General features: G+C 63.3%; 22 protein-coding genes. 5 read left to right on the top strand and 17 right to left on the bottom strand.

The features are described 5' to 3' along the window. The first annotated feature begins 15 nt into the window (after positions 1 to 15). Positions 16 to 1,296 (top strand): MFS transporter, encoded by a 1,281-nt coding sequence (locus P9250_RS08135; RefSeq protein ID WP_310392274.1) that lies wholly within the window; start codon positions 16 to 18, stop codon positions 1,294 to 1,296. 73 nt (positions 1,297 to 1,369) lie between these two features. On the opposite strand, the gene P9250_RS08140 is transcribed toward P9250_RS08135, so the two are convergent. Together P9250_RS08140 and P9250_RS08145 are read right to left on the bottom strand one after the other, a co-directional pair. Next, positions 1,370 to 2,779 (bottom strand): DEAD/DEAH box helicase, encoded by a 1,410-nt coding sequence (locus P9250_RS08140; protein WP_310392275.1) that lies wholly within the window; start codon positions 2,777 to 2,779, stop codon positions 1,370 to 1,372. 163 nt (positions 2,780 to 2,942) lie between these two features. Further along, positions 2,943 to 3,206, bottom strand: a complete 264-nt coding sequence (locus P9250_RS08145; protein WP_284503499.1) for an NAD-binding protein — start codon at positions 3,204 to 3,206, stop codon at positions 2,943 to 2,945. 434 nt (positions 3,207 to 3,640) lie between these two features. Between P9250_RS08145 and dacB the strand changes: the two genes are divergently transcribed. After that, a complete protein-coding gene (dacB, locus tag P9250_RS08150; RefSeq protein ID WP_310392277.1) occupies positions 3,641 to 5,308 on the top strand; it encodes a D-alanyl-D-alanine carboxypeptidase/D-alanyl-D-alanine-endopeptidase in 1,668 nt (555 codons plus the stop codon). 65 nt (positions 5,309 to 5,373) lie between these two features. Here the strand turns inward: dacB and P9250_RS08155 are convergent, their stop codons facing one another. From P9250_RS08155 to P9250_RS08165, 3 genes are read right to left on the bottom strand one after another with little or no spacing between them, the layout of a single operon-like run. Continuing rightward, a complete protein-coding gene (locus P9250_RS08155) occupies positions 5,374 to 6,477 on the bottom strand; it encodes a porin (RefSeq protein ID WP_310392279.1) in 1,104 nt (367 codons plus the stop codon). A 54-nt stretch (positions 6,478 to 6,531) separates the two neighbouring features. Further along, on the bottom strand, positions 6,532 to 7,860 hold the full coding sequence (locus P9250_RS08160; protein WP_309958507.1) for a uracil-xanthine permease family protein: 1,329 nt from the start codon (positions 7,858 to 7,860) through the stop codon (positions 6,532 to 6,534). 38 nt (positions 7,861 to 7,898) lie between these two features. Next, positions 7,899 to 9,014 (bottom strand): aryl-sulfate sulfotransferase, encoded by a 1,116-nt coding sequence (locus P9250_RS08165; RefSeq protein ID WP_310392282.1) that lies wholly within the window; start codon positions 9,012 to 9,014, stop codon positions 7,899 to 7,901. A gap of 103 nt (positions 9,015 to 9,117) precedes the next feature. On the opposite strand from P9250_RS08165, the gene P9250_RS08170 reads away from it, so the two are divergent. Continuing rightward, on the top strand, positions 9,118 to 10,071 hold the full coding sequence (locus tag P9250_RS08170; RefSeq protein ID WP_250468271.1) for a LysR family transcriptional regulator: 954 nt from the start codon (positions 9,118 to 9,120) through the stop codon (positions 10,069 to 10,071). A gap of 11 nt (positions 10,072 to 10,082) precedes the next feature. Here the strand turns inward: P9250_RS08170 and P9250_RS08175 are convergent, their stop codons facing one another. The 12 genes from P9250_RS08175 to P9250_RS08230 all read right to left on the bottom strand — a co-directional run bounded on the left by P9250_RS08175 (position 10,083) and on the right by P9250_RS08230 (position 22,563). Next, a complete protein-coding gene (locus tag P9250_RS08175; protein WP_244830427.1) occupies positions 10,083 to 10,535 on the bottom strand; it encodes an RpiB/LacA/LacB family sugar-phosphate isomerase in 453 nt (150 codons plus the stop codon). Positions 10,536 to 10,578: 43 nt separating this feature from the next. Beyond that, positions 10,579 to 11,340 (bottom strand): triose-phosphate isomerase, encoded by a 762-nt coding sequence (locus P9250_RS08180; protein WP_310392284.1) that lies wholly within the window; start codon positions 11,338 to 11,340, stop codon positions 10,579 to 10,581. 98 nt (positions 11,341 to 11,438) lie between these two features. Then, entirely contained in the window at positions 11,439 to 12,392 is a 954-nt protein-coding gene (locus P9250_RS08185; protein ID WP_310392287.1) for a D-ribose ABC transporter substrate-binding protein, read from the bottom strand. Between the two features lie 69 nt (positions 12,393 to 12,461). Continuing rightward, positions 12,462 to 13,556, bottom strand: coding sequence for an ABC transporter permease (locus P9250_RS08190; protein ID WP_244830432.1), 1,095 nt, complete (start codon positions 13,554 to 13,556; stop codon positions 12,462 to 12,464). 27 nt (positions 13,557 to 13,583) lie between these two features. Then, on the bottom strand, positions 13,584 to 15,140 hold the full coding sequence (locus P9250_RS08195) for a sugar ABC transporter ATP-binding protein (protein ID WP_250468269.1): 1,557 nt from the start codon (positions 15,138 to 15,140) through the stop codon (positions 13,584 to 13,586). Next, positions 15,137 to 15,793: a DUF2291 family protein gene (locus tag P9250_RS08200; protein WP_250468268.1), complete on the bottom strand. Its 657-nt coding sequence runs from the start codon at positions 15,791 to 15,793 to the stop codon at positions 15,137 to 15,139. Before P9250_RS08200 ends, P9250_RS08195 begins: the two co-directional genes overlap by 4 nt. Positions 15,794 to 15,820: 27 nt before the next feature. Beyond that, entirely contained in the window at positions 15,821 to 16,474 is a 654-nt protein-coding gene (gene dhaL / locus P9250_RS08205; RefSeq protein ID WP_310392290.1) for a dihydroxyacetone kinase subunit DhaL, read from the bottom strand. After that, positions 16,471 to 17,493, bottom strand: a complete 1,023-nt coding sequence (locus P9250_RS08210) for a dihydroxyacetone kinase subunit DhaK (RefSeq protein WP_310392292.1) — start codon at positions 17,491 to 17,493, stop codon at positions 16,471 to 16,473. Before P9250_RS08210 ends, dhaL begins: the two co-directional genes overlap by 4 nt. 10 nt (positions 17,494 to 17,503) lie before the next feature. After that, positions 17,504 to 18,436, bottom strand: a complete 933-nt coding sequence (locus tag P9250_RS08215) for a TIM barrel protein (RefSeq protein WP_310392294.1) — start codon at positions 18,434 to 18,436, stop codon at positions 17,504 to 17,506. A gap of 15 nt (positions 18,437 to 18,451) precedes the next feature. Then, a complete protein-coding gene (locus P9250_RS08220) occupies positions 18,452 to 19,960 on the bottom strand; it encodes a glycerol-3-phosphate dehydrogenase (RefSeq protein ID WP_310392295.1) in 1,509 nt (502 codons plus the stop codon). Positions 19,961 to 19,981: 21 nt separating this feature from the next. Beyond that, the gene (locus P9250_RS08225; RefSeq protein ID WP_310392298.1) at positions 19,982 to 21,586 is read right to left on the bottom strand and encodes an FGGY-family carbohydrate kinase; all 1,605 of its coding nucleotides are present in this window, start codon (positions 21,584 to 21,586) and stop codon (positions 19,982 to 19,984) included. Then, entirely contained in the window at positions 21,586 to 22,563 is a 978-nt protein-coding gene (locus P9250_RS08230) for a sugar-binding transcriptional regulator (protein WP_310392300.1), read from the bottom strand. The genes P9250_RS08225 and P9250_RS08230 overlap by 1 nt, the downstream gene beginning before the upstream one ends. A 178-nt stretch (positions 22,564 to 22,741) precedes the next feature. On the opposite strand from P9250_RS08230, the gene P9250_RS08235 reads away from it, so the two are divergent. Together P9250_RS08235 and P9250_RS08240 are read left to right on the top strand one after the other, a co-directional pair. Continuing rightward, positions 22,742 to 24,259, top strand: a complete 1,518-nt coding sequence (locus P9250_RS08235) for an FGGY-family carbohydrate kinase (RefSeq protein ID WP_310392302.1) — start codon at positions 22,742 to 22,744, stop codon at positions 24,257 to 24,259. A gap of 15 nt (positions 24,260 to 24,274) precedes the next feature. Next, positions 24,275 to 26,002, top strand: coding sequence for a glycerol-3-phosphate dehydrogenase/oxidase (locus P9250_RS08240; RefSeq protein ID WP_250511218.1), 1,728 nt, complete (start codon positions 24,275 to 24,277; stop codon positions 26,000 to 26,002).

A 26,002-nucleotide genomic window follows, 5' to 3' on the forward strand; every position in this document is an offset into this window, starting at 1 on the left:
ACGGGGAGACCACACATGAACGACGACATTACGCAAGATGTATCGGCGTCGGCACGGCCGGCGTCTTACGGCAGCTCGCCACAAAGCGCCACGGACAAATCGATATTCGGACCGCCGCACGTGCGCGCGCTCGTCGCATCGATTTCCGGCTACGCCATGGACGGCTTCGACCTGCTGATCCTCGGTTTCATGCTGAGCCTCATCTCGGCGGACCTTGGACTCAGCTCCGCGCAGGCGGGCTCGCTCGTTACGTGGACGCTCGTCGGCGGCGTCGCGGGTGGCATCGGCTTCGGGATACTCAGCGATTATCTCGGCCGCGTGCGCGTGCTCACTTACACCGTTCTGCTCTTTGCGCTGTTCACCGGTCTGTGCGCTTTCGCGACCGGATACCACGACCTGCTAGCGTATCGCTTCGTGGCGGGCCTGGGACTTGGCGGCGAGTTCGGTATCGGCATGGCGCTCGCCATCGAGGCGTGGCCCGCCGAAAAGCGCGGACGCGTCTCCTCGTATGTCGGCATGGGCTGGCAGATCGGCGTGCTGATCGCCGCGCTGCTGACGCCGGTATTGTTACCGCATATCGGGTGGCGCGGCATGTTTCTCGTGGGACTCGCACCCGCCGTGCTGTCGTTTGTCATCCGCAAGGCGATTGGCGAACCGAAGATCTTCATCGAGAAAGCAATCAGGAGGCGGCACGAATTTCCCCTCAAGACGCTGTTTCGCGATCGGGAAACGCGACGCCGCAGCATCGGCATGATCGTCATGTGTTCGGTGCAGAACTTTGGCTACTACGGTCTCATCATCTGGATGCCGGGCTATCTGACGAAGGCGTTCGGCTTCACGCTCGCCAAGTCGGCGACATGGACGGCGGCGTCGATTCTGGGCATGCTGGTCGGCATCTGGATCTTCGGGCAGCTCGCGGACAGAATCGGCAGGAAGCCTACCTTCGTGATCTATCAGTTGGGCGCGCTCGTCATGGTGTTCGTCTACTCGCGCATGACGACGCCCGAGGCGCTACTGATTGGCGGCATGGTGGTCGGCGTGTTCGTAAACGGCATGATGGGCGGCTATGGCGCACTCATGGCCGAGTTGTATCCGACTCATGCACGCGGCACCGCGCAGAATGTGCTGTGGAGCATCGGCCGCGCGGTCGGCGGGTTCGGACCGCTCGCGATCGGCGCGGTGGCGAGCTATTACTCGTTTGGCACGGCCATCGCGGCGCTGGCTTGTATCTATATCGTCGATGTCGTCGCGACTGTCGTGCTGATTCCGGAGTTGAAGGGTGTGGAGTTGGAGTGAGCGGACGTGACAGGCGGAAGACGCTGGCCGGCGGTCGGGATGCATCGCGAGACCGATCACACCCCGACGAGAGCTAGCGTTTGCCACGCCCGCCAGCCGGCTTACCTGCAACCGCGGCTGGCTTGCTGCCGGATTTGCTACGCGGCTTCTTCACGCTAAACGGATTGACGCCGGACAATCCTGTGTCTTGTTGTGCCACAGGCTTGCGCTTGTTTTCACCATCCTGCGGGCGCGACTTCTTGCCGGGCACCGGCGCCGCGCCCGGCGTAACCTGCGGCACTTTCGGCTTTTTGGGCTTTTTAGGTTTTTTGACGATCTCGCCCGTCGCGCTGGTTTGCGGCACGCGATGCTCGGCTTCGAAACCTGGTTCTTCCCGGCGTACCAGCGTTTGCCGGATCAGCGCTTCGATCGCGGCGAGTTGCGGCGCTTCATCGGCACATACGAGCGACACCGCCACGCCGCGCGCGCCCGCGCGGCCGGTGCGCCCTATGCGGTGCACATAGTCTTGCGCCACGATCGGCAGATCGACGTTGATGACCAAAGGCAAGTCGTCGATATCCAGTCCGCGCGCAGCCACATCGGTGGCGACCAGCATATGGACTTCGCCGGTCTTGAAGCGTTCGAGTGCACGCAAACGCGCGGGTTGCGGCTTGTCGCCGTGGATGGTGTCGACCGAATAACCCGCTTCATCCAGCACGGCCGCCAGATAGTCGACGCCATTACGGGTCTTGACGAACACCAGCGCGTGCTCCCACTTGTTCTCGGCCACGAGGTGCATGAAGAGTTCAGGCTTGTTCCTCTTATCCACCGTCACCACCCACTGCTTGATATTGCTGGCCGTGGCATTGGGCGGGCTGACGCTGATGTTGACCGGGTCGCGCAGAATGCTCGCGGCCATGGCGCGGATTTCATCGGAGAACGTGGCGGAGAACAGCAGCGTCTGACGCTTTGCGGGCAAGGCGGCGAACACGGCGTTGAGTTCGCGTGCGAAGCCCAGATCGAGCATGCGGTCGGCTTCATCCAGCACTAGCGTCTGTACTCGATCGAACTGCACCGCATTTTGGCGATTCAGATCCAGCAAACGGCCCGGTGTGGCAACCAGCACATCGACGCCTTTGCGCAAGGCCATCATCTGCGGATTGATGCTCACGCCGCCATACGCGGCCAGGAATCGCAGGTCCAGGCCTTCGCCGTAATCGATAAAGCTTTGCAGCACTTGTTCAGCCAGTTCGCGCGTGGGCACGAGAACCAGAACGCGCGCGCGATTGCTCGACACGGCCGGCCCGTGTTGCACCAGCCGTTGCAGCAGCGGCAGCGCAAAACCCGCGGTCTTGCCCGTGCCGGTCTGCGCGGCGGCCATGACGTCCTGGCCACCGAGCACAGCAGGAATCGCCTTGACCTGCACCGGCGTGGGTGTCTGGTAATTGAGCTTCTGCAGGTTGCGCAGCAACGGATCGATCAGGCCAAGCGAGGCAAAAGACATGCAGGTATTCCGGGCTAAAACCGCAATTTTAGCGGTTACGGCGCTCGTTGCATGCGCTGAGCCATATCGACAGCGAGCAGCGTCGGCAGTCTCTTACAGGACGTCGACGGAATCCAACGGTAAGGAGCGCTCATGCAGCAGGAAGCGCCTTGAGTGACGCCCTTCACTTCTCGGTGCGTGGTTTCTCGATGGTGACTTTCGCCATGGCCGACCAGTCTCGCTCGCCCAATCCCGCCGCGACGGTTTCAGTCATCCGTTCGTAGACGGCGGCTAGCATCGGCAACGCGGCGCCCAACTCTTGCGCGGCTTCAGACGCGAGTCGCAGATCCTTCAGTCCGAGCGATGCCTTGAACCCCGGTTCGTAGTGTCCATCCGCGATATTCGCCGAATAGACTTGATACGACCGGCTGCCGAACGACGTATTCAGATCGTGAGGTTTGCCGCTGCCGGCATTAGGGCGCTCGCGACAAGTCCGGACGCTGTGCCGAAACTCGCTGCGAAACCGTCAGCGGCGAAGCGTTCGAAGCGCGTGGAGCAGTCGGGTTCAGCATGACGGGAGCCTGGCGAAATGGTCATGCAAGGTGTCGGGGCACGTGCAACGCCTGACCGCGACGCGTAAACATGTTGGCTATCCGGTCTTCTCCAGTCCCGCAGAACATTCCGACAGCCGCGTCTCTGTTCGTCATCGCACAGTTCGTGTATGGGAGTACGTAGTCAGTCCCGGCTTCCTAACTTATATTTGCATCGGCACCGCAAAAAAACGTCCCCGCCCTGATCACCCGCGACCGATGTCCGGTCAAATGCTTCCTCCAAGCGGCGACTCTCAACGCATTGCGCTACAACCAAAAAGGATACGACGCAATGATGTCTTTCCGCTCGGCGATCAAGCCTTTGATGGAACCGACCCTCACGCGCTGCATGGCGCTGGCGTCCGCCGTGTTGCTGGCATCGTGCGGCGGCTCGGACCATACCGATACCACGGTGCCCGACACCATCATGCAGGTGATGAAAAAGCCTGCGTACAGCGGCGCGACGTGGACCATGCAGGTCGTCGATCTGGATTCCGGACATGTCATCTACGATCTCGACTCGGGCTCACAGGTGTTCATCGCGTCCGTGCGTAAGCTCTTCTCCACAGCCAATGCGCTCGACGTCATCGGTGCGCAGCATCGACTGGTGACGCCGGTCTACAAGCAAGGCACCGTCGATGCAAACGGCACGCTCACCGGCAATCTCGTACTCGTCGCGAGCGGCGATCTCACCATGGGCGGTCGCGCGAATCCGGACGGGACGATCGCGCTCACCGCGTTCGATCACAACGAAGCCAATAGTGTCGGCAACGCGCAACTGACCACGCCCGATCCGCTCGCCGGTTACGACGCGCTGGCCGCGCAGGTCGCCGCCTCGGGCATCAAGACGGTCAATGGCGATGTGGTGATCGACGATCGTCTGTTCGACGCGTTCGACTTCCGCGATGAATTCAACGTGACGCCGATCCTGGTCAACGACGATCTCGTGGATGTCGCCTTCAGCGCAAGCGCGCAAGGTGCGCTGCTGCCGTTCGTGTACCGGCCCCAGTCGGCGGCGTTCACGGTGCAATCGACGCTCACCACGGGCGCGCCGACGTCGGACTTTGCCGTCGTGCTCAATCAGGCATTCCCGGATGAGCCGCTCGACTGTATCGGCCAGGCTACCTGTGTCGGCGATGTGAGCGGCACGGTGCCGGCGGGGGTTCCACCCGCGCTGACCGGCGCGTATCCGCTCGTGCAGACGTTTCGCATCACCGATCCCTCCACGTATGCGCGCACGGTGCTGATCGAAGCGCTCGCACGCGCGGGCGTGACCGTGACGGCCGCGCCCGTCAAGGCGAATCCGGTTGCATCCTTGCCGCCTCAAGGTTCTTATTCGAGCGCGCAACGCATCGCCCAACTCACCGCCGCTCCGTATGCGCAGGATCTGCGTTTCGTGAACAAGGTGAGCTACAACATCGGCGCGGACATTACGCTGATGCAATACGGACTGGCGAAGAACGGCTCGCGCACCATAGCCACGGCGCTTACGACCGAACAAGGCGAACTGTCTTCGACCTTCGGCATTTCGCCGGACCAGTATCACTTCATCGACGGCAGCGGCGGCGGCGATACCACCGCGAACGCGAAGGCTGTCATCACGCTGCTGCGCGCCATGCGGCTCAAGCCCGACTATGCGACATACGTCGATACTTTGCCGGTACTCGGCGTCGATGGCTCGCTCACGACCGTCACCGGCTTCGAGGCCGATCCGACGCTAGCCGGTGCCAAGGGTCGTGTCTACGCCAAGACCGGCACGTATGGCGGTTTGAGCAACACCACACCGCCCGTGCCGCTTCTCAAGTCACAGGCGCTTGCGGGGTATATCGATGCAAGGAGCGGCCGGCGGCTTGCCTTCTTCCTGACCGTGAATAACGTGCCGTTCGTGGGGCTGGAAACCATCCTCGATGCTTTCCAGGACGAAGGCGAGATTGCGGCGCAAATCTGGAAACTGCAATGATGCGACATATGCCGTGGGTCGCTGACTTCGTCGGCGGCCTCACGCTGCCGAAAGATCGATCATTGTCAGAACAGATGATGAATCCCGGCGAGACACACCACCTGCTTCCCACTCGAGGCCGCCCCGATGCCAAGCGTATTGGCCACCGCGCCGCCGCCCGCCGTTTCGAACATCACATCGGCATAAAGCTGGGTTGTCTTCGATAGCGAATACACATTGGCCGCTGTGAATTGCGTCCAGCGACGCGCGCCGAGCGTCGCCGTCCATGCGCCCACGCCGATTTCCTCCGCGGGTGTCACGCGCAGATTCGCACCGCCGTCGATGCTGCGAAAATGTTCGCTGCCGCCCTTGGACGCGATGCGCATATCGGTTGCGAGCGCATGCAGCGTGACGCGCTCGAACCGGTACGAGCCACCAATACCCATCTCCCGCACCTGGCTCGCATTGAACGTGGCGCCGGGCGCGAGCGTCTGGCCTTCGAACGAAGTCAGCCCAAGCCCGCTTGATAGCGGCAGCAGCCGGTCGCGGTACTCCGAATACACCGCCACCAGTTTGAGCGGACCGTTGGCATAGTTCCCACCGAAACTGATCGTCCGCCCGTTGGTATTGCTGGCCGATGCGCCCGGGAATCCATAAAGCGCGCCGACGCTCAGGCCGCGATAAGCAGCGCTCTTCCACTTGACCGTGCTCGATAACTGCACGGGAAGCGTGCTGCCGAGACCATCGAGATTGCCTGGATGAAACGCGGAAAAGTCGCCGAGCAACTGAGCTGTCGAAACCGAGCCGAGCCAGTCGAAGTTCCAGTCGGTTTGACGCCCGAGCGTGACCGTGCCGAGCGTCGCGTCGGACATTCCGACATAGGCTTGTCGATTGAAAAACGTCGTGCTGCTGGCGGATGCACCCGTCGTCGTGACAAAACCGCTTTCGAGCCTGAACAGCACCGAGCGCCCCGCGCCGATTTCCTCGACACCCTGAAAGCCGAAACGGTCCGCCTGCAAGGTCCCTTGCTGCGCGATATAAGCCGACGAGCCGCGCAAATTGCTCACGTATCCAATACCCGAATCGATGCTGCCGTATAACGTGACGCTGCTTTGCGCAAATGCCAGCGGCGAAACGACGAGCGTGGTCAAACCCGCGACGAGTGTCGCGCGATGAATTTTTGTTGTCATGCTGTCTGGGAGGAGCGTTAGAAGGAGAACTGCCTGAGCTCGAAAGTCCGGAAATCAGGTTGACTGAACCTTCTCCACCGGCGCGAGACGCCACGCGCCGAATATGAGATTGACGATGATCGCCGTCAGCGTGCCCGCCGCCATGCCGTTACCCATCACGATCTGCAGCGAGCCGGGAAGCGCTGCATAGACGTTGGGCACGAGTATCGGTAACAGACCCATCACGAGCGCCGCAGCCAGCGTGTACTGATTGCCGCGCGCGTGCAGATCGACCTTGCCGAGCAGGTTGATCCCCATCACGCCGATCATCGCGAAGACGATCAGCGCGGTGCCGCCGACCACGGGCGCCGGAATCGCGTAGGCAAGGCGTCCGAGCGGCACGAACAGCGCGATGAGCATCAGCATCACGCCCGCCGTCGCGGTGACGTAGCGAGACCGCACACGCGTGGTCTGCACGACGCCGATATTCTCCGCGCTCGTGATGATGAGCGACGTGCCGAGCAACGAGCCGATCAGCGACGCCAGCGCATCGCCGCGAATCGTGCGCGGTACGTCGCGGCGAACGTCGATCTTCCTGCCCGTGATCTCGCCGACGGCAACCGTCTGTCCAGTGGCTTCGGCCATCGAAATGACACTGAAGATCAGCATGGGAAGCGCGGCCAGCACGTCGAAGCGCGGCATGCCGAAGGGCAATAGCATCGGCCACGTGAAGAGTGGGCCGCTCCAGAGGCCGCTTAGGGACATCGAACCCATTGCCCAGGCGGCGAACGTGCCGATGACAAGACCCAGCAGCACCGCGAGCCTGCCCAGCGTGCCCTTGAAGAGACGCGCGACCGCGAGCGTGGCCACGATGGTCAGCAGCGCAAGTCCGAGCGCCTCGGGCCGCGCAAAGCCCGGCGTCCCCGGCTGCCCGACGACGATTCCGGCGTAAATCCGGGTGAGACTGACCGAGACGAGCAGCAGCATGGCGCCCACGACCACGCGCGGAAAGAAGCGCAGACAGCGCGCGAATACCGGCAGCACGATCCAGTAGAAGAGACTGGTGAGGATCGCCGCGCCCGCCGCGGTACGCAGATCCGTTTGCATCGCGATGACGGCGAAGAGCATCGCGGGCGCGCCGCCCGGCACCATCACGAATGGCAGCCGCGCGCCCACCGGCCCCGCGCCGAGCGACTGTAAGATCGTGCCGGCGCCGCACACGAAGAACGTCGCGCCGATCAGATGCACGGTCATCTCGGCTGGCAGCGACAACATGCGCGACATCAGAAAGACCGCCGTAACGGGCGATGCGGCCATGGACAGCACATGTTGCAGACCGAACAGCGCGAGTTGCCATGCGGGCAAACGCGCGTCGACATCATGCGTGGCGGATTCAGCTTTCACGAGACCCCCATGGTTTCGAAGCGCGTGGCGCACGGCGCTCAAGCAGGCAACCACGGCAATTGCTCGCGGCGGTAGCGGAAGGTTTGAAAGACGCTGTTCAATTGCCCCGGACCTGTCTTGCGGGCCGCTTCGTCCGGGTATTCGGCGAACCACGGAATCACGTATTCCCATACCACTTCGCCTGCGGGCGTGACTTCGAAAAGACGCCCCGTCGCCGATTCGGTGATATGCGTGTTGCCGTTCGCGAGCCGCTGCGCGTTGCCCATGAACGCGCTGTAGAACATGTTGACCATGTCGTCGGCGTAAGACCATACGATTTCGTGCGTCGACGGATCGATCTCCAACACACGCGAGAATGCCACGTGCGCGCCCGCGCGAAAGTTGCCGTTGTCGAACGTGAGGATGTTGCCGTTGGCGAGCGCGACCGGCGCATGCTGATGCGAAACCACGTCCGGTGGGATATGCATGGTCACGTGGCCCGTTCGACGGTCGACCGCGATAATGCCCGACGTGGTGCGTAAGCTCATCAGCACCTCGCCTTGCGCATTCACACCGAGCCCGTTCACGAGCGGCCAGTGATAACGGCCGAAGCCCGGCGCGATAGGAAAGTCTTTCGGATCGAGATGCTCCCAGGCTTTCCATTCCCACACGAGTTCGCCCGCGCGATTCACTTCGCGGATCACGTCCGCGAACATGGGCTCGTCCGGACCATGCGCCGTGCCGCCCGGCACGCGATCGGCGAAACCCGCGGGCACCGGCGCGCACGCGGCGTACAGCAGGTTTCCGTTCGGCAGCCACTGCGCGTCGTGATGATGCGCCGGGTCCTGGTACCGCCACACTACCTCGCCCTCCGGCGTGACTTCGTAAAAATCGCCGCCGTGCCACATCGACCAAGGCGCATATCGATCTTCCGAATCCACATGATTGCCGTTGTAACCGAGATTGCCGTTCGGGAGAATCACCGCATGACGGCCGGGGCGCACCGGCATCTGCCATTCATGCACGACTTCGCCGCGCATATCGACGAGAAACACGCGCCCGCCTGCCGTTTGCGGCGCGATCAGCGTATAGCCGCCAGCGGACAGGTTCGGGTCGTGCGCTATGAGCCCGACGCCACGGCGACGCTGGGTGATTTGATCGACGGTGGTAGTCACGGTTTGCTCCGTTAAGATGATGGAGCAAAATTTAGGCTATTCCACGCGTCAGTAAAACCTGATTGTTTTAAACGGGTCGTCAGAAAAATCCATACGGTAAGCCATGCGTCCAATATCACAGACCTTCCGTTGCTTCGACGAAGTCGTCAGGCGCGGTTCCATCCGCAAGGCGGCCGAATCGCTGCATCTGACCGCGGCTGCGGTGCATCAGCAGATCCTCAATCTGGAAGAACAGGTCGGCTCGCCGCTCTTCGACCGCTTGCCGCGCGGCATGCAGCTCACCACGGCGGGCGAGATCATCATCGCGGCCGTGCGGCGCGGTCAGCGCGATTTCGACAACGCGATGACTCAGGTCGAGGACTTGCGCTCGCTGCGGCGCGGACACGTCAATCTGGCCGTGTCGCCTTCGTCGGCGGAGTATCTGGTGCCCGGCGCGATTCAGGCCGCGATGACGCGCTATCCGGGCGTCACCTACAGCGTGCGTTCGGGTAACGGCGAAAACATCTTGAAGTGGGTGGAGACCGGTGAGGCCGACATTGGCTACGGCCTGCGTCGCAAGCCGCCGCCCGGCGTCGTGGAAGTGCGCGCATACGTGCAGCACCTCGGCGTGGTCACGCCACCGGGACATCCGCTCATGAAACTCCAGCGACGTCCGCGACTACGCGACTGCCTTGGCTATCCGCTCATCCTGATGTCGCCGGATACCGAATTGCGCGCGATGGTCGATCAAATCGATCACCGCGACCGGCGCAATGCGCGACCGCTCGTCGAAACCAGTTCGGTCGCCATGGTGCGCCGGCTGGTGGCGGATGGCATCGGCATCGGCTTTCTGATTGCGGAGAATGTCGCGGAAGACGTCGCCGGGGGCAAGCTCGCATGGACGCCGCTCGCCGATGCGGGCGCGCAATCGTCCAGTTGCCTGTATCAACGCTCCGATCTGACGACCACGGTCGCGATGGGCATGTTCCTGCAATTTCTCGGACAGGCTATCGAGCAAACCGAGGACCGCTTTCACACGTCGACGCGCCCCGTGCGCAAGCGCGGCGCACGGGTCTAGCGAGCACTATCCTAGCGATGATACTTGTCGTCGAGCTCGTTGATCGCGTTCACATTGCCCGCGCTGCGTCCATTCTCGTCGAAGGTATTGGCGAGAAACGAATCGGCGATGGTCTTCGCGACTTCAGGTCCGATCACGCGCGAGCCCATCGTGATGATCTGCGCGTTGTTGGAAAGCGCCGCGCGTTCCGCCGAATAAGTATCGTGACACAGCGCGGCGCGAATGCCCGGCACCTTGTTCGCCGAGATGCTTACACCAATGCCCGTCCCGCACACGAGAATCGCGCGATCGTATTCGCCGCTCATCACACCAGAGGCCACGCGGTCCGAGAGATTGGCGTAAAACTCGTTCGGGCTCGCCTCATTGTGCGACACCTCGAATACCTCGAAGCGGTCCTTCAAATAATCCGCCAGCACGCGTGCAAGTCCCACTCCGGCGCTGTCTCCACCAATTGCTAGCTTCATGAGTATCTCCGTCGATTGTTCGATGCAAGTCGAGCATGCCAAGTCAAAGCACCGCGCCGACGCGTTTCAAAATATCCAGATAGCCGCCCACGCTCCACGCCGAGCGGCCGATGAAAAGTCCATCGATGTGCGGGCACGCGGCCAGTTCCGCGCAGTTGCCCGGATTGACGGAGCCGCCGTACAAACAGGGAATGCTTCGCCCGAGCGTTTCCTCCGCCACTTTGCTGATCTCGGCTTGACGCGCATCCGCATATTCGGGACTAGCCGGAATGCCGCTCTCGCCGATAGCCCATACCGGCTCGTACGCGAGCAGAATCGGCGCCGTTCGTTGTTCAGGAGAAAGACGCGCCAACGCGCCGCGCACCTCGGTGGCCAACACGTCCGCAGCGCGCCCGCTCTCTTTGTCGGCGAGCGTTTCGCCAATGCAGATCAGCGGCGTCAATCCGTGACGCACGGCGGCCTCGACCTTGCGTCCGACGGTGTCGTCGGTTTCACCGAAGTGCTCGCGCCGTTCGGAATGGCCGAGTTCGACGAGATCCATGCCGCAATCGACCAGCATCGGCGGGGAAATTTCGCCGGTCCACGCGCCCTCTTCGGCCCAATGCATGTTTTGCGCGCCGACCTTGACATTGGTCTCGGCGAGAATCGACTTCACTTCGCGAATCGCGGTGAACGGCGGAATCACGAAGCACTGGATTCGCGGGTCGTCAGGGCTCGCGAGCAAACCCTCGGCGAAAGCGATCGCTTGCGCCAGGGTCTTGTTCATCTTCCAGCTCGTGCCGACCCAGAACGGGGTATCAGACATGGTTAGGTTGTCGGACAGTGTGTCTTGCAAATGAGGCCGCGTCATGCGCCGGACGTGCCTCATGCCCGCCCGGCGCGCGGAGGAAAACGCCTGCTAGGTCACTTCGAAAGCACGAACGGCGCGGTGTATTTCGACACGTTCGCCTTCGTGATCAGCACGCAGTCGAACAACTGCTTTTCGCTGGCGGCGCCCGTCTTGCCGGTCTTCAGGAACTGATCGGCTTCCTGCACGGCCTTGGCGGAAAACTCCGCGACCGGTTGCAGCACGGTGTACTGCAACTCGCCCGCTTTCACTGCCTCGACCGCGGCCGGCGAGCCATCGAAACCACCGACTTTCACGTTCTTCAGCTTGCCCGATTGCTTGAGCGCCGCAATCGCGCCGAGCGCCATTTCATCGTTGCCGCTGATCACGCCGATCACATCCGGGTGCGCCTGCAGCAGGCTCTGCGTCGCATTGAAGCCTTGCGTACGATCCCAGTTGGCCACTTGCGAGCCGACCATCTTGAGATCCGGATACTGCGAGAGCACCGACTTGTAGCCGTTGGAACGCGTCGCGGCGTTGTTGTCCGAAGGCGAGCCGAGCAATTCGACATAGTTGCCCTTCGGCCCGACATCCTTCGTCCATTGCTGAGCACCGAGCGCCGCGCCTTGCGCGTTGTTCGACACGAGCTGCGCCTTCGCGAGCCCCGGCTGGTTGATTTCCGCGTTGACGAGGAACACCGGAATGTTCGCGGCAATCGCCTTCTTCACGGCGCCGACGGAGCCGCTCGCATTGGCCGGATCCAGAATGATCGCAACCGACTTGTTGGTGATGGCCGTGTCGATCTGCTGGCTTTCGGTGTTCGTGTCGCCTTTCGATGCCGACACGTTCGCGCTATAGCCTAGCTTCTTGGCTTCCGCCGCCGCGATGTTGCCTTCGGCGAGCCAGTAAGGATTGGCGGGATCGTTGACGATAATGCTGATCAGCCCGCCCGCCGCCTGAGCCTGGCTCGCAAACAAGGGCGCAGCCACGGCGAGGGCCGCAAGGATCAAGGTCTTTCTCTTCATAGTCATGGCGTGTCTCTTTCTTGGGTTGGTGTTGGCGCAGGACTTCGATATTCTTCTCGCGTGCCGGAGGTCGGGCTATGCCTTGCCGCCGCCTTGCGGAGAAGCCAGTGGGCCGCCGGTCGGCGTCGGACGCTTGACCTTGCGGCGATATTGAATGGCATTGAGCAACACCGCGAGCACGATGACCGCGCCGGTGAATACCGTTTGCCAGTAAGACGAGATGCCGATAATCACGAGCCCGTCGGACAGGAAGCCGATCACGAACGCGCCGAGCAACGTGCCGCGAATGTTGCCGGTGCCGCCCATCAGCGATGCCCCGCCAATCACGACCGCCGCGATGGCCGTCAGTTCGTAGGTCGTGCCAGCGGTCGGCCCGGCGGACGTGAGCTGCGATGAAAGAATCAGTCCCGCGATAGCCGCGCACATTCCCGACAGCATGTACACGCTGATCAGCACGCGCTTCACGGGCACGCCCGACAATTCCGCCGCGCGGTCGTTGCCGCCGGACGCATAGAGCCAGCGCCCGAAGGCCGAGCGATTGAGCGCGATACTGCCGAGAATCGCGATGATCGCGAGAATCAGCACGCCCACCGGCACGTTGAACAAGCGGTCGAAGCCCAGGTAGTCGAAACCGGTATTGCCCAGGTCCGCCTGACCGCCCAGGTTGTTGTACGTGAGGCCATTGGTCATGAGGAGGGCGAAACCGCGCACCACGTACATCACGCCGAGCGTGGCGACGAAAGCCGGCACCTTGAAGCGCGCAATGAGAATGCCGTTCACGAGCCCGATGAACGCGCCGAGCGCGCAGCACAGCACCACCACGACCCAGACCGACGGGTACATGACGACCCCGAACATGTTGAGCGTCACGCCTTGCATGAAAAATCCCGCGACGACGCCCGACAGCCCGAGCGTCGAACCCACCGACAAATCAATGCCGCCGTTGATGATCACGAGCAGCATGCCGATCGCGAGAATCCCGTAGATAGCCACGTGTGAGGCCATCGTAAGGAAGTTTTCTACTGCGAAATAATTCGGCGAGAGAAACGAAAAGATGATGATGATGGCGATCAGCGCGAAGAACGCGCGTCCTTCGAGCAGCACTTTGCCGAGGTCGAACCCTTCGCCGGACGATCCGGAGCGAGTCGATGTTTTGGCGGCGTCGTTCATGTTCAATGTCTCCAGGCATGTTCTGATTCAGGCGACCACGGCTTCGCCGGAGGCGGCCATGATGTCGTCCTTGTTGGCGTCGGGGCCGAATTCCGCGGAAATCTTTCCGCGCCGCATGACGATGATGCGATGCGCAACGCTCAGGCATTCGCCCACTTCCGACGTCGAATACACGACGGCCAAACCCTTCTTCGCGTTCTCGGCGAGCAGACGAAAGACTTCCGACTTCGCACCGATGTCGATGCCGCGACTGGGTTCGTCGAGCAGAATGACGCGCGGTCCGGTTGCCAGCATCTTGCCGATCACCACCTTCTGCTGATTTCCGCCCGACAGCGAACGGATCGAAGCGCCCGGGCCCGAGGTCTTCACGTGCACGTTGCGGATCGACTGGCCGACGAGTTCACGCTCGACCGGCGGCGACATCAAGATGCCCTTCACGAAAGAGCGGATGCTCGCGAGCGACAAGTTCGAGCCGACGCTCATCGTCGGCACGAGGCCGTCGCGCTGACGATCTTCCGGCACCAGCACGAGCCCACGGCCAATGCGCTGCGCGATACTCAGCCCCGCCATGCTCTCGCCTTCGAGCCGAATGGTTCCGCCCGTCACCGGCAGCCGCGTGCGTCCCGCGACCGCTTCGAGCAGTTCCGTGCGGCCCGCGCCCATCAATCCGTAGATGCAGACGATCTCTCCCGCGCGCACCTTGAGCGACAGACGATCGACCACGGACACGCCCGAGCCGGATTCATCGGCGATGCTGACATCGTCGATATCGAGCGCGACTTCGCCGAACTCGTAGCCGGTCGGCGGCGAGCCGAGGTCGAAGTTCTCGCCCACCATGTTGCGCACGATCCATCCGAGGTCGATGTCCTTGCGCTCCGCCGTCGCGGTGATGCGGCCATCGCGCAGCACCACGGCATAGTCCGTGACCTGCAATGCTTCTTCCAGATGATGCGAGATGTAGACGATCGATACGCCCCGGCTCGTCAAGTCGCGAATCACCTTGAACAGCACCTCCACTTCGGATGCGCTCAGCGCCGAAGTCGGTTCGTCCATGATCAGGATGCGCGAATCGACCGACAACGCCCGCGCGATCTCGACGACCTGCTGCTGACCGAGGCGCAGATCGCGCACCAGCGTCATGGGGTCGACGTCTTCTTCGAGTTCCTCCATCAGCGCGCGCGTCTGCCGCGCTTCTTCGGCGAAGTTGACGCCGGTCGGCGTGCGCAGCTCGCGGCCCATGAAGACGTTGTCGCGCACGCTCAGGTTCGGCGCGAGACTCAGTTCCTGATGAATGATGGAGATGCCGTGATTGCGCGCATCCGTCGATGACGTGAACGCCACGCGTTCGCCATCCAGCTCGATTTCTCCGGAGGTCGGTTTTTCCACGCCCGAGAGGATTTTCATGAGCGTCGACTTGCCCGCGCCGTTTTCGCCGAAGAGCGTCGTGACCTTGCCGCGATGAATCTCGAAGTTCACGCCCTTGAGCGCATGCACGCCGCCATACGACTTGACGACATCGCGCGCGGACAGCAGCACGCCATCCTTCGCCGCGCCCTGTTCGTTGGTTGGATCGATGGTGCTCATTTCGCGTCCAGCTTCACAGGAGTGACGAGCCAGCCGTTCGGATTGATCAGCTGGAACACGCCGACGACATCGACTGTCTTGCCCGTCAACTTGGCGGTATCGACCTTCGACAGAACCTGTTTCTTCATCTCCGTGTTGATGGCGTAACCGGCGTTCTGGTAGTCGATCTGATTCGTGAACTGGCCGAAGCTGATGTCGCCCGTGGCATCGCGCAAGTCGGTGCCGTTGATCGCCGGTCCCGTCTGCACGCGTATGACGAGCGAATCGGGCAGGCCCGGCACCTTGACTTCGTACACGCCGGAGTCTTCCTTGCCCGCGACACCCGAGAACTTCACCGACATCTCAGGACCGATGCCGCCGCCCGCGATGCCGTATTGCTTGCCCGCCGCGTCCTGATCCTTGGCAATGGCGGCGGCCAGCGTCGCCGCATCGACGGCGCGCTTTTCTATCGCGGCCTGCGTCTTCGGAAACTGCTTCTTGCCGTAGGCTTCCGGCTCGAATTCCTTGGTCTGCGTATCGGCGCCGGAACCGATCTTCACGATTTTGGTACTCATGGCCATCGCGATCAGCAAAATGGCCAGCAACACGATGCCGATCACAACGCGCATGCCGCGCTTGCCCTGATGCTTGATCGACGGAGTCATTGCGCTCATTGGCTCACCTCGCGGCTGTCCATTCGTTCAGTGCGTGTCATGTCTTCCCCAGCTTTCTGCAATCACGTTGATGACCATCGCGGCGGAGGCCGCGCCCGGATCGATGTGACCGATGCTGCGTTCACCGAGGCGCGCCGATCTTCCCTTGGTCGCCACCATCGCCTTCGTGGATTCCGCGCCCGCGTTCGCCGCTTCGCGAACGCGCGTCAGGATCTCGCTCACGGACAAGCCGTCCGCCATGCCTTCTTCGGCTGCCGAGGCGGCAGGCGCCCACGCATCGACCATGGTTTTTTCGCCGACTTCCGCCTTGCCGCGCGACCGGATGCCTTCGGCCATCGCGACGATCAACCCCGGCGCTTCGTTCAGCGGCAATGCCTGACGCGCACCCGCCGCCTTCGCCGCGCGCATGAACGCCGTTGCGTAAAGCGGCCCCGACGATGCGCCGACCGCGTTGAGAAAACCCTTGGCCGCGGCGTTCCACTGATCCGCGAACGTGCAGTCGGACGGCAACGCGTCGATGGCCCTCGACGCGGCAGAAAAGCCCTGCTCCATCGCGATGCCGTGGTCCGCGTCGCCAATCACGCCGTCGAGCCGGCACAGTTCGTCGCGCGCCGCCGCAATGGTGCTCGCGAGTTCGCGGAACAGTTGCGCGTTGTCGGCGGCAGAAAGCGCGGACATCATGCAGCCCTCTGCTGAAACATCGCGCACTCGCACGGATGATCGATGAGGCGCTGCAATTCATCGTCGAGATGCATGACGGTGATCGACGCGCCCGCCATTTCCAGCGATGTGCACAGCGGCCCCACGAGCGTGCGATGCACGACGAGTCCCGCCTCCTGCAAGCGCTGCGAAACGCGCCGGTTGAGAATGTAAAGCTCCATGAGCGGCGTCGAGCCGAGCGAATTCACGAGTACCGCCACGCGGTCGCCCCTGGCCGCGCCCATCTCGGCGAGGATCGCATCCATGATTTCGTCGGTGATGTCGTCGGCCGTGCGCAAGGCTTCCCGGCGCATGCCCGGTTCGCCATGAATGCCCATGCCGATTTCCATGTCGCCGGCGGCAATCTCGAAATTCGGTTGACGCGTCTGCGGCAGCGAGCAAGGCGCGAGCGCCACGCCGAGCGTGTACGTGCGCGCATTGGCATGGCGCGCGACGCGCTCCACTTCGCCGAGCGGCATCATCAGGTCCGCCGCGGCGCCCGCTGCCTTGAATATGAACACGTTGCCCGCCACGCCGCGCCGCGTCTCGCGCTTGTCGCGCGGCGCGGAGGCGATGTCGTCGGTGGTCAGCACGGTGCGCGCCTCGACGCCGTCGAGTTCGAGCAGTTCGGTCGCCATGTCGAAGTTCATGACATCGCCCGCGTAATTGCCGTACATGAACAGCACGCCCGCGTTGCCATGCGCGGCGAGCGCGGCATCGACGGCCGGTTGCGGCGGCGGCGAAGCGAAGACGTTGCCGATCACGGCGGCATCGGCTAGACCGCGGCCGACGAAGCCCAAAAACGTCGGCTCGTGTCCCGATCCTCCGCCGATGATCAACGCCACCTTGCCCTCACGCGGCCCGTTGCGCGCGATGATCGCCCGGGGCGCGCTGTCGCTGCGCGTCAGCAGATCGCCGTGCGCGGCCATGACGCCCTCGAGCATCTCGTCGACGGCGGCATCGCCATCGTTGATCAGCTTTTGTGTCATCGTGCCTGGCATGTCTGACTCCTCAGATGTTGAGATCGGCGATGCCGGTGTCGAAATGCGGCGCCCAGAACGCCACCGATTCGGCGATCTGCGCGACGACCTGCCGATCCGTCGGCTCGCGTTCCTTGAACGAGAGTTCCAGGCAAATTTCGTTGTCGCGCCCGCCGCCCGCGTCCAGCGCCTCGATGAGCGGTTCCGGCTGAATGCGGCCGCGCGCGTTGTACTCCGCGGTGAACGGGCGATGTCCGCCCTTGTCCATCAACGACTGCTTGATATGGATGATCGGCGACACGCGCGGCACGGCGCGCGCCCACGCATAGGGATCGAAGTCGTCGGGGTTGGAACTGGTGACGTCGCCGTGGTCGATGTCGGCCATCATCCACATGGGAATGGCCATGTTCGCGGCGCTCAGGCGGTCTTGCAGCGCCATGCACGCGGCGATGGTCTCGCCGAATTCGCGGCCAATGGACATCGGTTCCCAGAACACGTATTTCAAGCCGGCCGCTTTGGCATGCTCGGCGACTTCGGCCCAGCAATCGATCGCGGTTTGCAGCAGCGCGTCACGCCGTTGCGGATCGTCGAAATCCCTGTAAGTGAAGATCGCGAACTGCGTGCCGATGGAGTCGCCGCCCAGATCGGCGGTGATATCCGCAAAGGACTTGAACCAGTCGATGTAGTAGCGGCGCACGTCTGCATCCGGGTGACCGAAGTGATTCAGACGGCCATACGGCCCGGTCATGCCCGAGGTAATCCGCACGCCGGTGCGCGTCATCGCCGCGCGCATCTCGCGCGTGAGCCGCCGCGTGGTTGCCGCCGGCCACGACGGATTGATGAACTCGTGCGTCAACTGCACGTCGCGGATTTTCATGTCGTGCGCGATGGTGTCGACCAGGTCGCCCGGTTCGGCGAAGCGGTTCACCAGCGGATTCGTGTTCAGTGCAAGCGTGAATGCCATGTTCGTCTCGTGTCTTTAAGCGGATTTACGCACGAGGCCGTCGAGCCAGGCTTCGAACGCGGACTTCTGCGCGGCGCTCATGTGCAAGCCGTGCTTGGTGCGCCGCGTGAGCATGTCGTCCGCCGACTCGGCCCATTCGTGCGACATCAGGTAGCGCGCTTCCGCTTCGTGGAAGTTCGGTCCGAACTGCTGGCCGAGACCGGCGAGCGAGGCCGCGCCGTCGATCACCTGCGAGGTCAGCGTGCCGTAGGTTTGCGTGTAATAGCGCAGCAGATTGCGCGGCAGCCACTCGTAGCGGCTTTGCAGACTCGCCATGAAGCGCGGCACGTCGGCGCCTTCCATGTCGCCGCCCGGCAGCGTCGCCGATGAAGTCCAGTCGGGGCCCATCTTCGGGAAGGTCGGCTGCAGCTTTTGCAGCGCATGTTCGGCGAGCTTGCGAAACGTCGTGATCTTGCCGCCGAAGACATTCAGCAAGGGCGCGCCGCCGCTGGCGTCGAGATCGAACACGTAGTCGCGCGTGACCGCCGACGGATTGCCCTTGCCGTCGTCGTAGAGAGGACGCACGCCCGAGAACGTCTGCACGATGTCTTGCTTGCGTAACGGATGCTTGAAGTAGCGGTTCACCGCCGTCAGCAGATAGTCGATTTCCTCGTTCGATATCTGCACGGTTTCCGGCGCGCCGTCCCACGGCACATCGGTCGTGCCGATGAGCGCCTTGTCGCCCTCATAGGCGTTGATGAAGATCACGCGCTTGTCGTGGTTCTGCACGAGATACGAGTGCGGACCGTCCCAGAACTTCGGCGTAACGATATGACTGCCCTTCACGAGCCGCACCTTGCGCGTCGACTTCGCGCCCGCGCGCCCGATGACATCCGATACCCACGGTCCCGCCGCATTGACGAGCGCGCGTGCGTTCACGACGCGCGTCGATCCCGTGCGCGTGTCGCGCAGTTCGACGCGCCACGCATTGCCCTCGCGCCGCGCGCCGATGCATGCGGTGCGCGTGAGCACTTCGGCGCCGCGCTTGGCGGCATCGACAGCACTCAGCACGACGAGACGCGCGTCGTCGACCCAGCAATCGGAATACTCGAAGCCACGCCGGTACTCGTCCTTGATCGGCGCGCCTTCCGGATTGCGCCACAAGTCGAGCGAACGCGTGCCCGGCAGCTTCTTGCGGCCGCCCAGATGGTCGTACATGAAGAGGCCCGTGCGCACGAGCCATGCGGGACGATCACCCGGACTATGCGGCAGCACGAAGCGCAGCGGCCAGATGATATGCGGCGCGGCATTGAGCAGCACTTCGCGCTCGATCAGCGCCTCGCGCACGAGCCGGAATTCGTAGTATTCGAGGTAACGCAGCCCGCCATGCACGAGCTTGCCGGAACGCGACGACGTGCCCTGTGCGAGATCGTCCTTTTCGCACAGAATCACCGACAGTCCGCGGCCCGCCGCATCGCGCGCAATACCCGCGCCGTTGATGCCGCCGCCGATGACACACAGGTCCACCCTATCCTTCTCGCTCATCTCAGCGTTCCATGTTCGACGTTAGTTGAGGCCCGCGGCTAGCGCGTTCGGCCGATGCCGCGATTTCAGCAACCGCGCCGTTTCATCCCAGGTCGGTACGAGCGCCTCGCGCGCCTTCCGATACGCGGGAAAAAGCTGCGCATACAACTGCGTCAGTTCCGCATCGGGCGCTTCCACTTGTCCGAGCAGCGGCGTCACCCATTGCGCGATGCACGTGTTCATGTCGGGATACACGCCGAGCGCGACCGCCGCCATCATCGCCGCGCCCGCCGCGCCCGCTTCCTCGCGCAGCGAGATACGCACCGGCGCGCCGACCACCGCGCCGAGCACGCCGCGCAACGCGCGCGAACGCGTCGCGCCGCCGGTGAGACGCAGTTCATCCGGCATTGGAATGCCCATCGACGTATAGCAATCGCGCGCGGCCATGCCGAGCCCTTCGACCACCGCGCGAAACAGATCCGGGTAGCGGCTCTCGCTCGTGAGTCCGATGAAATCCGCGCGCGCGTTCGGGTCCACGAAAGGACCGCGCTCGCCGGCATCGGAGATATAGGGGTGATACAGAAGCGCACCGGGACGTCCCGACTGCAGCCATCCGTCGATACACTTCATCCGGTCGCCGTGCGAAAGGCTCGTGCCGAACTGCGCGAGCAGATCGCACGCGAGATTCAACACCCAGTCCACGTTCAGCGTCGCCGCCATGTTGGACTGCACTTGCGCCGACATGCCCGGCACCGGCAACGCGATCACGTACCCCGTGCCTTCCGCGTTCAGATGGATGTCGGCGTTGTGCATCGCGCGCATGTGCATGCCCGTGGAGCCGACGATCGAGCAACTCGCGCCCGTCGCGCCTTCCGTGTGAATGCCCGCGCCGAGCGCCGTCAGCACGATATCGACGAAGCCCAGACACACGGGCGTGCCTTCGAGCAGGCCGGTCGCGGCGGCGGCGTCTGACGTCAGCGGATGCATGATCTCCGTGCCGTCGATGATTTCCGGCAACAGGTCGCGCCACGCGGTGAGGCCGAGCGCTTCGATCACCGTGTCGTCGTATTGGCGCGTGCGAAAGTTGCCGTAAGTGAAGCTCGCCTCGGACGGATCGGTGGCGCGCACACCGGTGAGGTTGAGATACAGCCAGTCCTTGCAATGCAGTGCCACTTCGGTGCGTTCGAGCACTTCGGGCGTCGTCGCGGCCATGTGCGCGATCTGCGCGCCCTGACTGCACGCGGCGAGTCCCGTGCCGGTCGCCTGGAACCGCGCGCGGCTCGCCGGTCCTTCCTGCAACAGCCGCACCGTGTTCGCGGCGCGCGCGTCGAGCCATAGCCATGCGTCGCTCGCCGGCTTGTTGCCTGCGCCGACGAGCCATGTGCCGTCGCCTTGACCCGTCACCGCCAGCGCGCGCGTGCGTTGCGCGAGACCTTCGATCTTCGCGCCCAGATCCCGCAAGGTCTTCGCGCAGTCGCCCCAAGTTTGATCGAGCGATTGAGTCGCCGCGCCATCGGGGCTCGTGGTGTAGCGGTTCGGCACCGAGGCGACGGCAATCTGCCGTCCCGTCAGGTCGAAGGCCACGGCCTTGATGACCGAGGTCCCCGCGTCGATGCCGATGAGAAGGTCGCGTGCGTTCTCGCTCATCACGCCGCCTCCGTCGCGACAGGTTCCATCTTCAGCGCCAGCGCCGAGGCTTCGTCGGTGATCAATCCGCTCAGAAGGCCGCTATTGAGCACCGCGCGAATCGCCGCGATCTTCGACGCGCCGCCCGCAATCGCGATGATGCGCCGGCCCTTGAGGTCGTCGAGTTCGGGCGCGACCGTGCGCGCCGCCAGCGATGTTTCGACGGATTGGCCGGTATCGCTGAAAAAATGTCCGAGCAATTCGCCTTGACCGCCCTTGTCGCGCACCTCCTGAATTTCGTCGGGCTCGATCATTTGCGATGCGACGAGTTGCGCGTCCGCATTCACCGATCCGATACCGACGACCATCAGATCCGCATGCGCCGCCATGTCGAACACTTCGCGCACGCCACGCTGCGCCAGCAACACTTCGCGATCCTCGGCCTTGTTGGCGAAAAACGGCAGCGGCAGCACATACGACACCGCGCCCGTTTGCTCGGCGAGCCGGTGAATCACGTCATACGGATTTGCCGTGTATTTGCGCGTGACGCCGCCAAGCAAGGACACGAAGCGCACCGTGCCCGCGTCCAGGCGCGGAATGTTCTCCACGACGGCCGCGAGCGTTCGCCCGTGTCCTATACCGATCACGCCGCCTTGCCGCGTCGCGATCTCGCGCTGCATGAAGTGCGCGCCAGCGACGCCAAGGGCGCGCAGCGGCAGATCGCCTTCGTTCAGATCGGGGACCACTTCGCAATAGCTAAGACCGAAGCGCTGCGCAAGCTCCGCTTCGAGCACGACGCATTCGGCGACATCGCCGTCGATGGTGAACTTGACCGCGCCGCTCTGATTCGCTCGCATGATCAGCCGATGCGCCTTGACACCGCTCACGCCGAGACGAGCCGCGACGTCGGCCTGCGTCTGACCGGCGGCGTAGTGCAGCCACGCCGCGCGAATCGCAAGACTGTCCTCGGCGTCACGCCTGTCGGCGGATTTCGTCATGTCGTCTCCGTGCGCACGTTGAAGTGATATTTTTTCTACGTGCTGAAATTTTTTTCACTGTAAGCACAATAGGCAACCCGATCCTCGATTACCATCCGCTATAACCCTAGATAAGCATCGCGCAATCCGAAGGCGAAATGTCGGCTTGACGCGATGCAACAAAAAATTCGGAGACACGATGGAGACGTATCTGCTCGGCGTCGACAGCGGTTCGACAGCCACGAAAGCGGTTGTTTTCGACACGGCCGGGCGCACCGTCGCGGTGGGCAGCCGGCGCGTCGAACAGCGGCAGCCGCGTGCGCGCCATGTCGAACGGGACATGCGAGAAACCTGGGATGCGGCCTGTGGCGCCATTCGCGATGCGTTGAGCGAGATCGCGCCTGGTTCCATTGCGGCCGTCGGCGTGACCGGACACGGCGATGGGCTCTATCTCGTGGATCGCGCGGGCGCGCCGCTCGGCGCCGGCATTCTCTCGCTCGACAGCCGCGCCTTCGACGTCCGGGAACGCTGGCGCGAGGAAGGCGTGCTGGAACGGGCGCTGTCATTGACCGGACAGCAGCCTTATCCGTACGCCGCCGTCAGCCTGCTGAAATGGATTCAGCTCAACGAGCCAGCGCGCTTCGCGCGGATCGGCCATGTCCTGTTTTGCAAGGACTGGCTGCGGCTCTGTCTCACGGGCGTCCCCGCCACCGATCCAACCGAAGCCAGTTCGTCCTTCACCGATGTCAACACGCAGCAGTACAGCGCCGAGGTCATGGCGCTCTACGGCCTGGGGACTATCGGCCAGGCGCTCGCACCCATCGTCGCGTCCACGGCGCAGGCCGGCCGCGTGACGGCGCTTGCCGCATCGCAAACCGGCTTGAAGGAAGGCACGCCCGTCGCAACCGGGCTGCACGACGTCACGTCGAGCGCGCTCGGCATGGGCAACGCCCAACCGGGCGTGTTGTCGGTGACGGCGGGAACGTTCAGCATCAACGAAATACTGTCGGATCGGCCGCAACTCGATCCGCGCTGGTCGTGCCGTAACGGCACACGGCCCGGCCAGTGGATGAACATGTCGATTTCGCCCGCTTCGTCGAGCAATGTCGATTGGGCTTTGCGCGAACTCTTTCAGCACGAAACGCAGGAAGCGGCACGGCGCGGATGCTCGCTGTTCGATCTCATCGGCGACGAAGTGCAGGCGGTGTCGGCCGAACCGAGTTCGGTCATGTTTCATCCCTTCCTGTTCGGTTCTCCGTTCGAGCAGCCGGCGAGCGCGTCGTTCTTCGGCTTGCGCTCGTGGCACCGGCGCGCGCATCTGGCGCGTGCGGTGCTCGAAGGCATGGTGTTCAATCACCGCTGGCACATCGAAGCGTTGACGAGCGCTTTTCCGGCGCATCGTGCGGGGTTGACGGGCGGTGGATCGTCGAGTCCGTTGCTTGCGCAGTCGTTCGCGGATGTGCTTGGCATCGCTATCGACATACCCGAAAGTCAGGAGGCGAGCGCGCTCGGCGCGGCGCTTTGCGCAGGCGTCAGCGTGGGCGTTTTCGATTCGCTTGCCGATGCCGTGGCGCGCGCCTGCCGCGTTGCGCGCACGCATGCGCCGGACCCGCAACGCCACGCGAAGCTCGACGACGCGTACGCGCTCTGGTCGCAACTCATCGCCGCAGTTCAGCCCTTGTGGCCCGCGCTCGACCGCGCGGCCACCTCGCATTGAAGCCGGAGAATTTCGATGACAGAACGAAACCGCAATTTCTTTCTCGACCGGTTGAAGCAGAGCCCGAAGATCGGCGTGTTGATCGTGGGCGGCGGCATCAACGGCGCGGGTGTGTTTCGCGATTTATCGCTGCAAGGCGTCGACTGCCTGTTGATCGACAAGACCGACTTTGCCGCCGGTGCGAGTAGCGCGCCATCGCGGCTCATACACGGCGGCGTGAAGTATCTGGAGACGGGCGAGTTTCGCCTCGTCGCCGAGTCGACGTTGGAGCGCAACCTGTTGCTGAAGAACGCGCCGCATTACGTGCTGCCGCTCGAAACCGTGCTGCCGATTCACTCGTACTTCGGCGGCATGGTGGCGTCCGCTCGACGCTTCTTCGGCATGAAGGCCAAGCTTGCGGATCGCGGCGCGATCATCTCGAAGATCGGCCTTGCCATGTACGACTTCTTGGGACGGCACGACCGCACGATGCCGCGTCATCATCTCGCGACGCGAGCGCAGTCGCTTAAAGACCTGCCGCTGCTCGATCCGGCAATCAAGGCGACCGCCACGTATTACGACGCCAAGGTGACGCAAGCCGAACGCCTGAATTTCGAACTCGTCGCGGACGGGCTTGCCGCGTGCAAGCAATCGGCGGCGGCCAATTACACGAGCGTGGAGCGCGTCGAGGGCGGCGTCGTGTGGTTGCGCGACCTCGTAACGGACGAGCTCGTCGCGGTGCGGCCCGAGGTCGTCGTCAACGCGGGCGGTGCGTGGATCGACAGCGTGAATGCTTCGCTCGGCATAAAAAGCAAGTACATCGGCGGGACGAAGGGTTCGCATCTGATCGTCGATCACCCCGAGCTCCATGCGCAACTGCGCGGCCGCATGGTGTACTACGGCTCGAAGGACGGGCGCATCTCGCTCATCTATCCCTTCATGGACAAGTTGCTGATCGGCTCGACCGATATCCGCACAAGCGAGCCCGACGCCGTGCGCTGCGAGGACGATGAAGTCGCCTACATGCTCGGCGCGCTGCGGGAAGTTTTTCCACGCGTGGTGTTGAACGAATCGAACATTGCGTTCCGATACAGCGGCGTGCGCCCGCTGCCCTATTCCAATGCCGCCGATCCCGGCGATGTAAGCCGCGATCACGCGATGCATGTGGATCGTCTTGCCGGCACGCAAGTCCCGGTTTTATCGCTCGTCGGCGGCAAGTGGACGACGTTTCGCGGATTCGCCGAAACGGTCACCGACGACACGCTCGTACGCCTCGGACGCTCACGCGCCGTCCGCACGCGTCACACGGCGATCGGCGGAGGCCGCGATTTTCCGCGCGATGCGCATGCACGGGCCGAATGGATCGGCGATGTCGTTCGACAGTATGGGGTGTCGGCCGAGCGTGCCGACGGCTTGCTCACGCGCTATGGCACGACTGCTTCGGCAGTCGCGGCGTTTTGCGCGGGCGCACCGGATCGGCCCTTTGGCAGCGCATCGGACTTCACGGTGCGCGAGATCGAGTACCTGTGCGCGCATGACATGGTCACGCGTCTTGCGGACCTATTCTTCCGTCGCACGACGATCGCGATCTCCGGACATCTGACGAACGCGCTGTTGCTCGAAGGCGCGGAGATCGCGGCACAGGTGCTGGGTTGGGACGAACTTCGCAAGCAAAAGGAAATCGATGCGACGCGTCAAGCGGCTCGCGAGCGGCATGGCATTGCGCTGCCCAGAGTCGAACTCGCGCGACAGACTATCGATTGA

The organism is Caballeronia sp. LP006, from assembly GCF_031450995.1.
In the GTDB taxonomy this organism is placed as follows: Bacteria; Pseudomonadota; Gammaproteobacteria; order Burkholderiales; family Burkholderiaceae; genus Caballeronia.

Coding starts and splice junctions, on each gene's coding strand:
- dacB (WP_310392277.1), top strand. CDS start 3,641: ATGATGTCTTTCCGCTCGGCGATCAAGCCTTTGATGGAACCGACCCTC.
- P9250_RS08230 (WP_310392300.1), bottom strand. CDS start 22,563: ATGACGAAATCCGCCGACAGGCGTGACGCCGAGGACAGTCTTGCGATT.
- P9250_RS08225 (WP_310392298.1), bottom strand. CDS start 21,586: ATGAGCGAGAACGCACGCGACCTTCTCATCGGCATCGACGCGGGGACC.
- P9250_RS08180 (WP_310392284.1), bottom strand. CDS start 11,340: ATGTCTGATACCCCGTTCTGGGTCGGCACGAGCTGGAAGATGAACAAG.
- P9250_RS08210 (WP_310392292.1), bottom strand. CDS start 17,493: ATGCCAGGCACGATGACACAAAAGCTGATCAACGATGGCGATGCCGCC.
- P9250_RS08220 (WP_310392295.1), bottom strand. CDS start 19,960: ATGAGCGAGAAGGATAGGGTGGACCTGTGTGTCATCGGCGGCGGCATC.
- P9250_RS08200 (WP_250468268.1), bottom strand. CDS start 15,793: ATGAGCGCAATGACTCCGTCGATCAAGCATCAGGGCAAGCGCGGCATG.
- P9250_RS08175 (WP_244830427.1), bottom strand. CDS start 10,535: ATGAAGCTAGCAATTGGTGGAGACAGCGCCGGAGTGGGACTTGCACGC.
- P9250_RS08195 (WP_250468269.1), bottom strand. CDS start 15,140: ATGAGCACCATCGATCCAACCAACGAACAGGGCGCGGCGAAGGATGGC.
- P9250_RS08185 (WP_310392287.1), bottom strand. CDS start 12,392: ATGACTATGAAGAGAAAGACCTTGATCCTTGCGGCCCTCGCCGTGGCT.
- P9250_RS08155 (WP_310392279.1), bottom strand. CDS start 6,477: ATGACAACAAAAATTCATCGCGCGACACTCGTCGCGGGTTTGACCACG.
- P9250_RS08170 (WP_250468271.1), top strand. CDS start 9,118: ATGCGTCCAATATCACAGACCTTCCGTTGCTTCGACGAAGTCGTCAGG.
- P9250_RS08140 (WP_310392275.1), bottom strand. CDS start 2,779: ATGTCTTTTGCCTCGCTTGGCCTGATCGATCCGTTGCTGCGCAACCTG.
- P9250_RS08190 (WP_244830432.1), bottom strand. CDS start 13,556: ATGAACGACGCCGCCAAAACATCGACTCGCTCCGGATCGTCCGGCGAA.
- P9250_RS08135 (WP_310392274.1), top strand. CDS start 16: ATGAACGACGACATTACGCAAGATGTATCGGCGTCGGCACGGCCGGCG.
- P9250_RS08215 (WP_310392294.1), bottom strand. CDS start 18,436: ATGGCATTCACGCTTGCACTGAACACGAATCCGCTGGTGAACCGCTTC.
- P9250_RS08235 (WP_310392302.1), top strand. CDS start 22,742: ATGGAGACGTATCTGCTCGGCGTCGACAGCGGTTCGACAGCCACGAAA.
- dhaL (WP_310392290.1), bottom strand. CDS start 16,474: ATGATGTCCGCGCTTTCTGCCGCCGACAACGCGCAACTGTTCCGCGAA.
- P9250_RS08240 (WP_250511218.1), top strand. CDS start 24,275: ATGACAGAACGAAACCGCAATTTCTTTCTCGACCGGTTGAAGCAGAGC.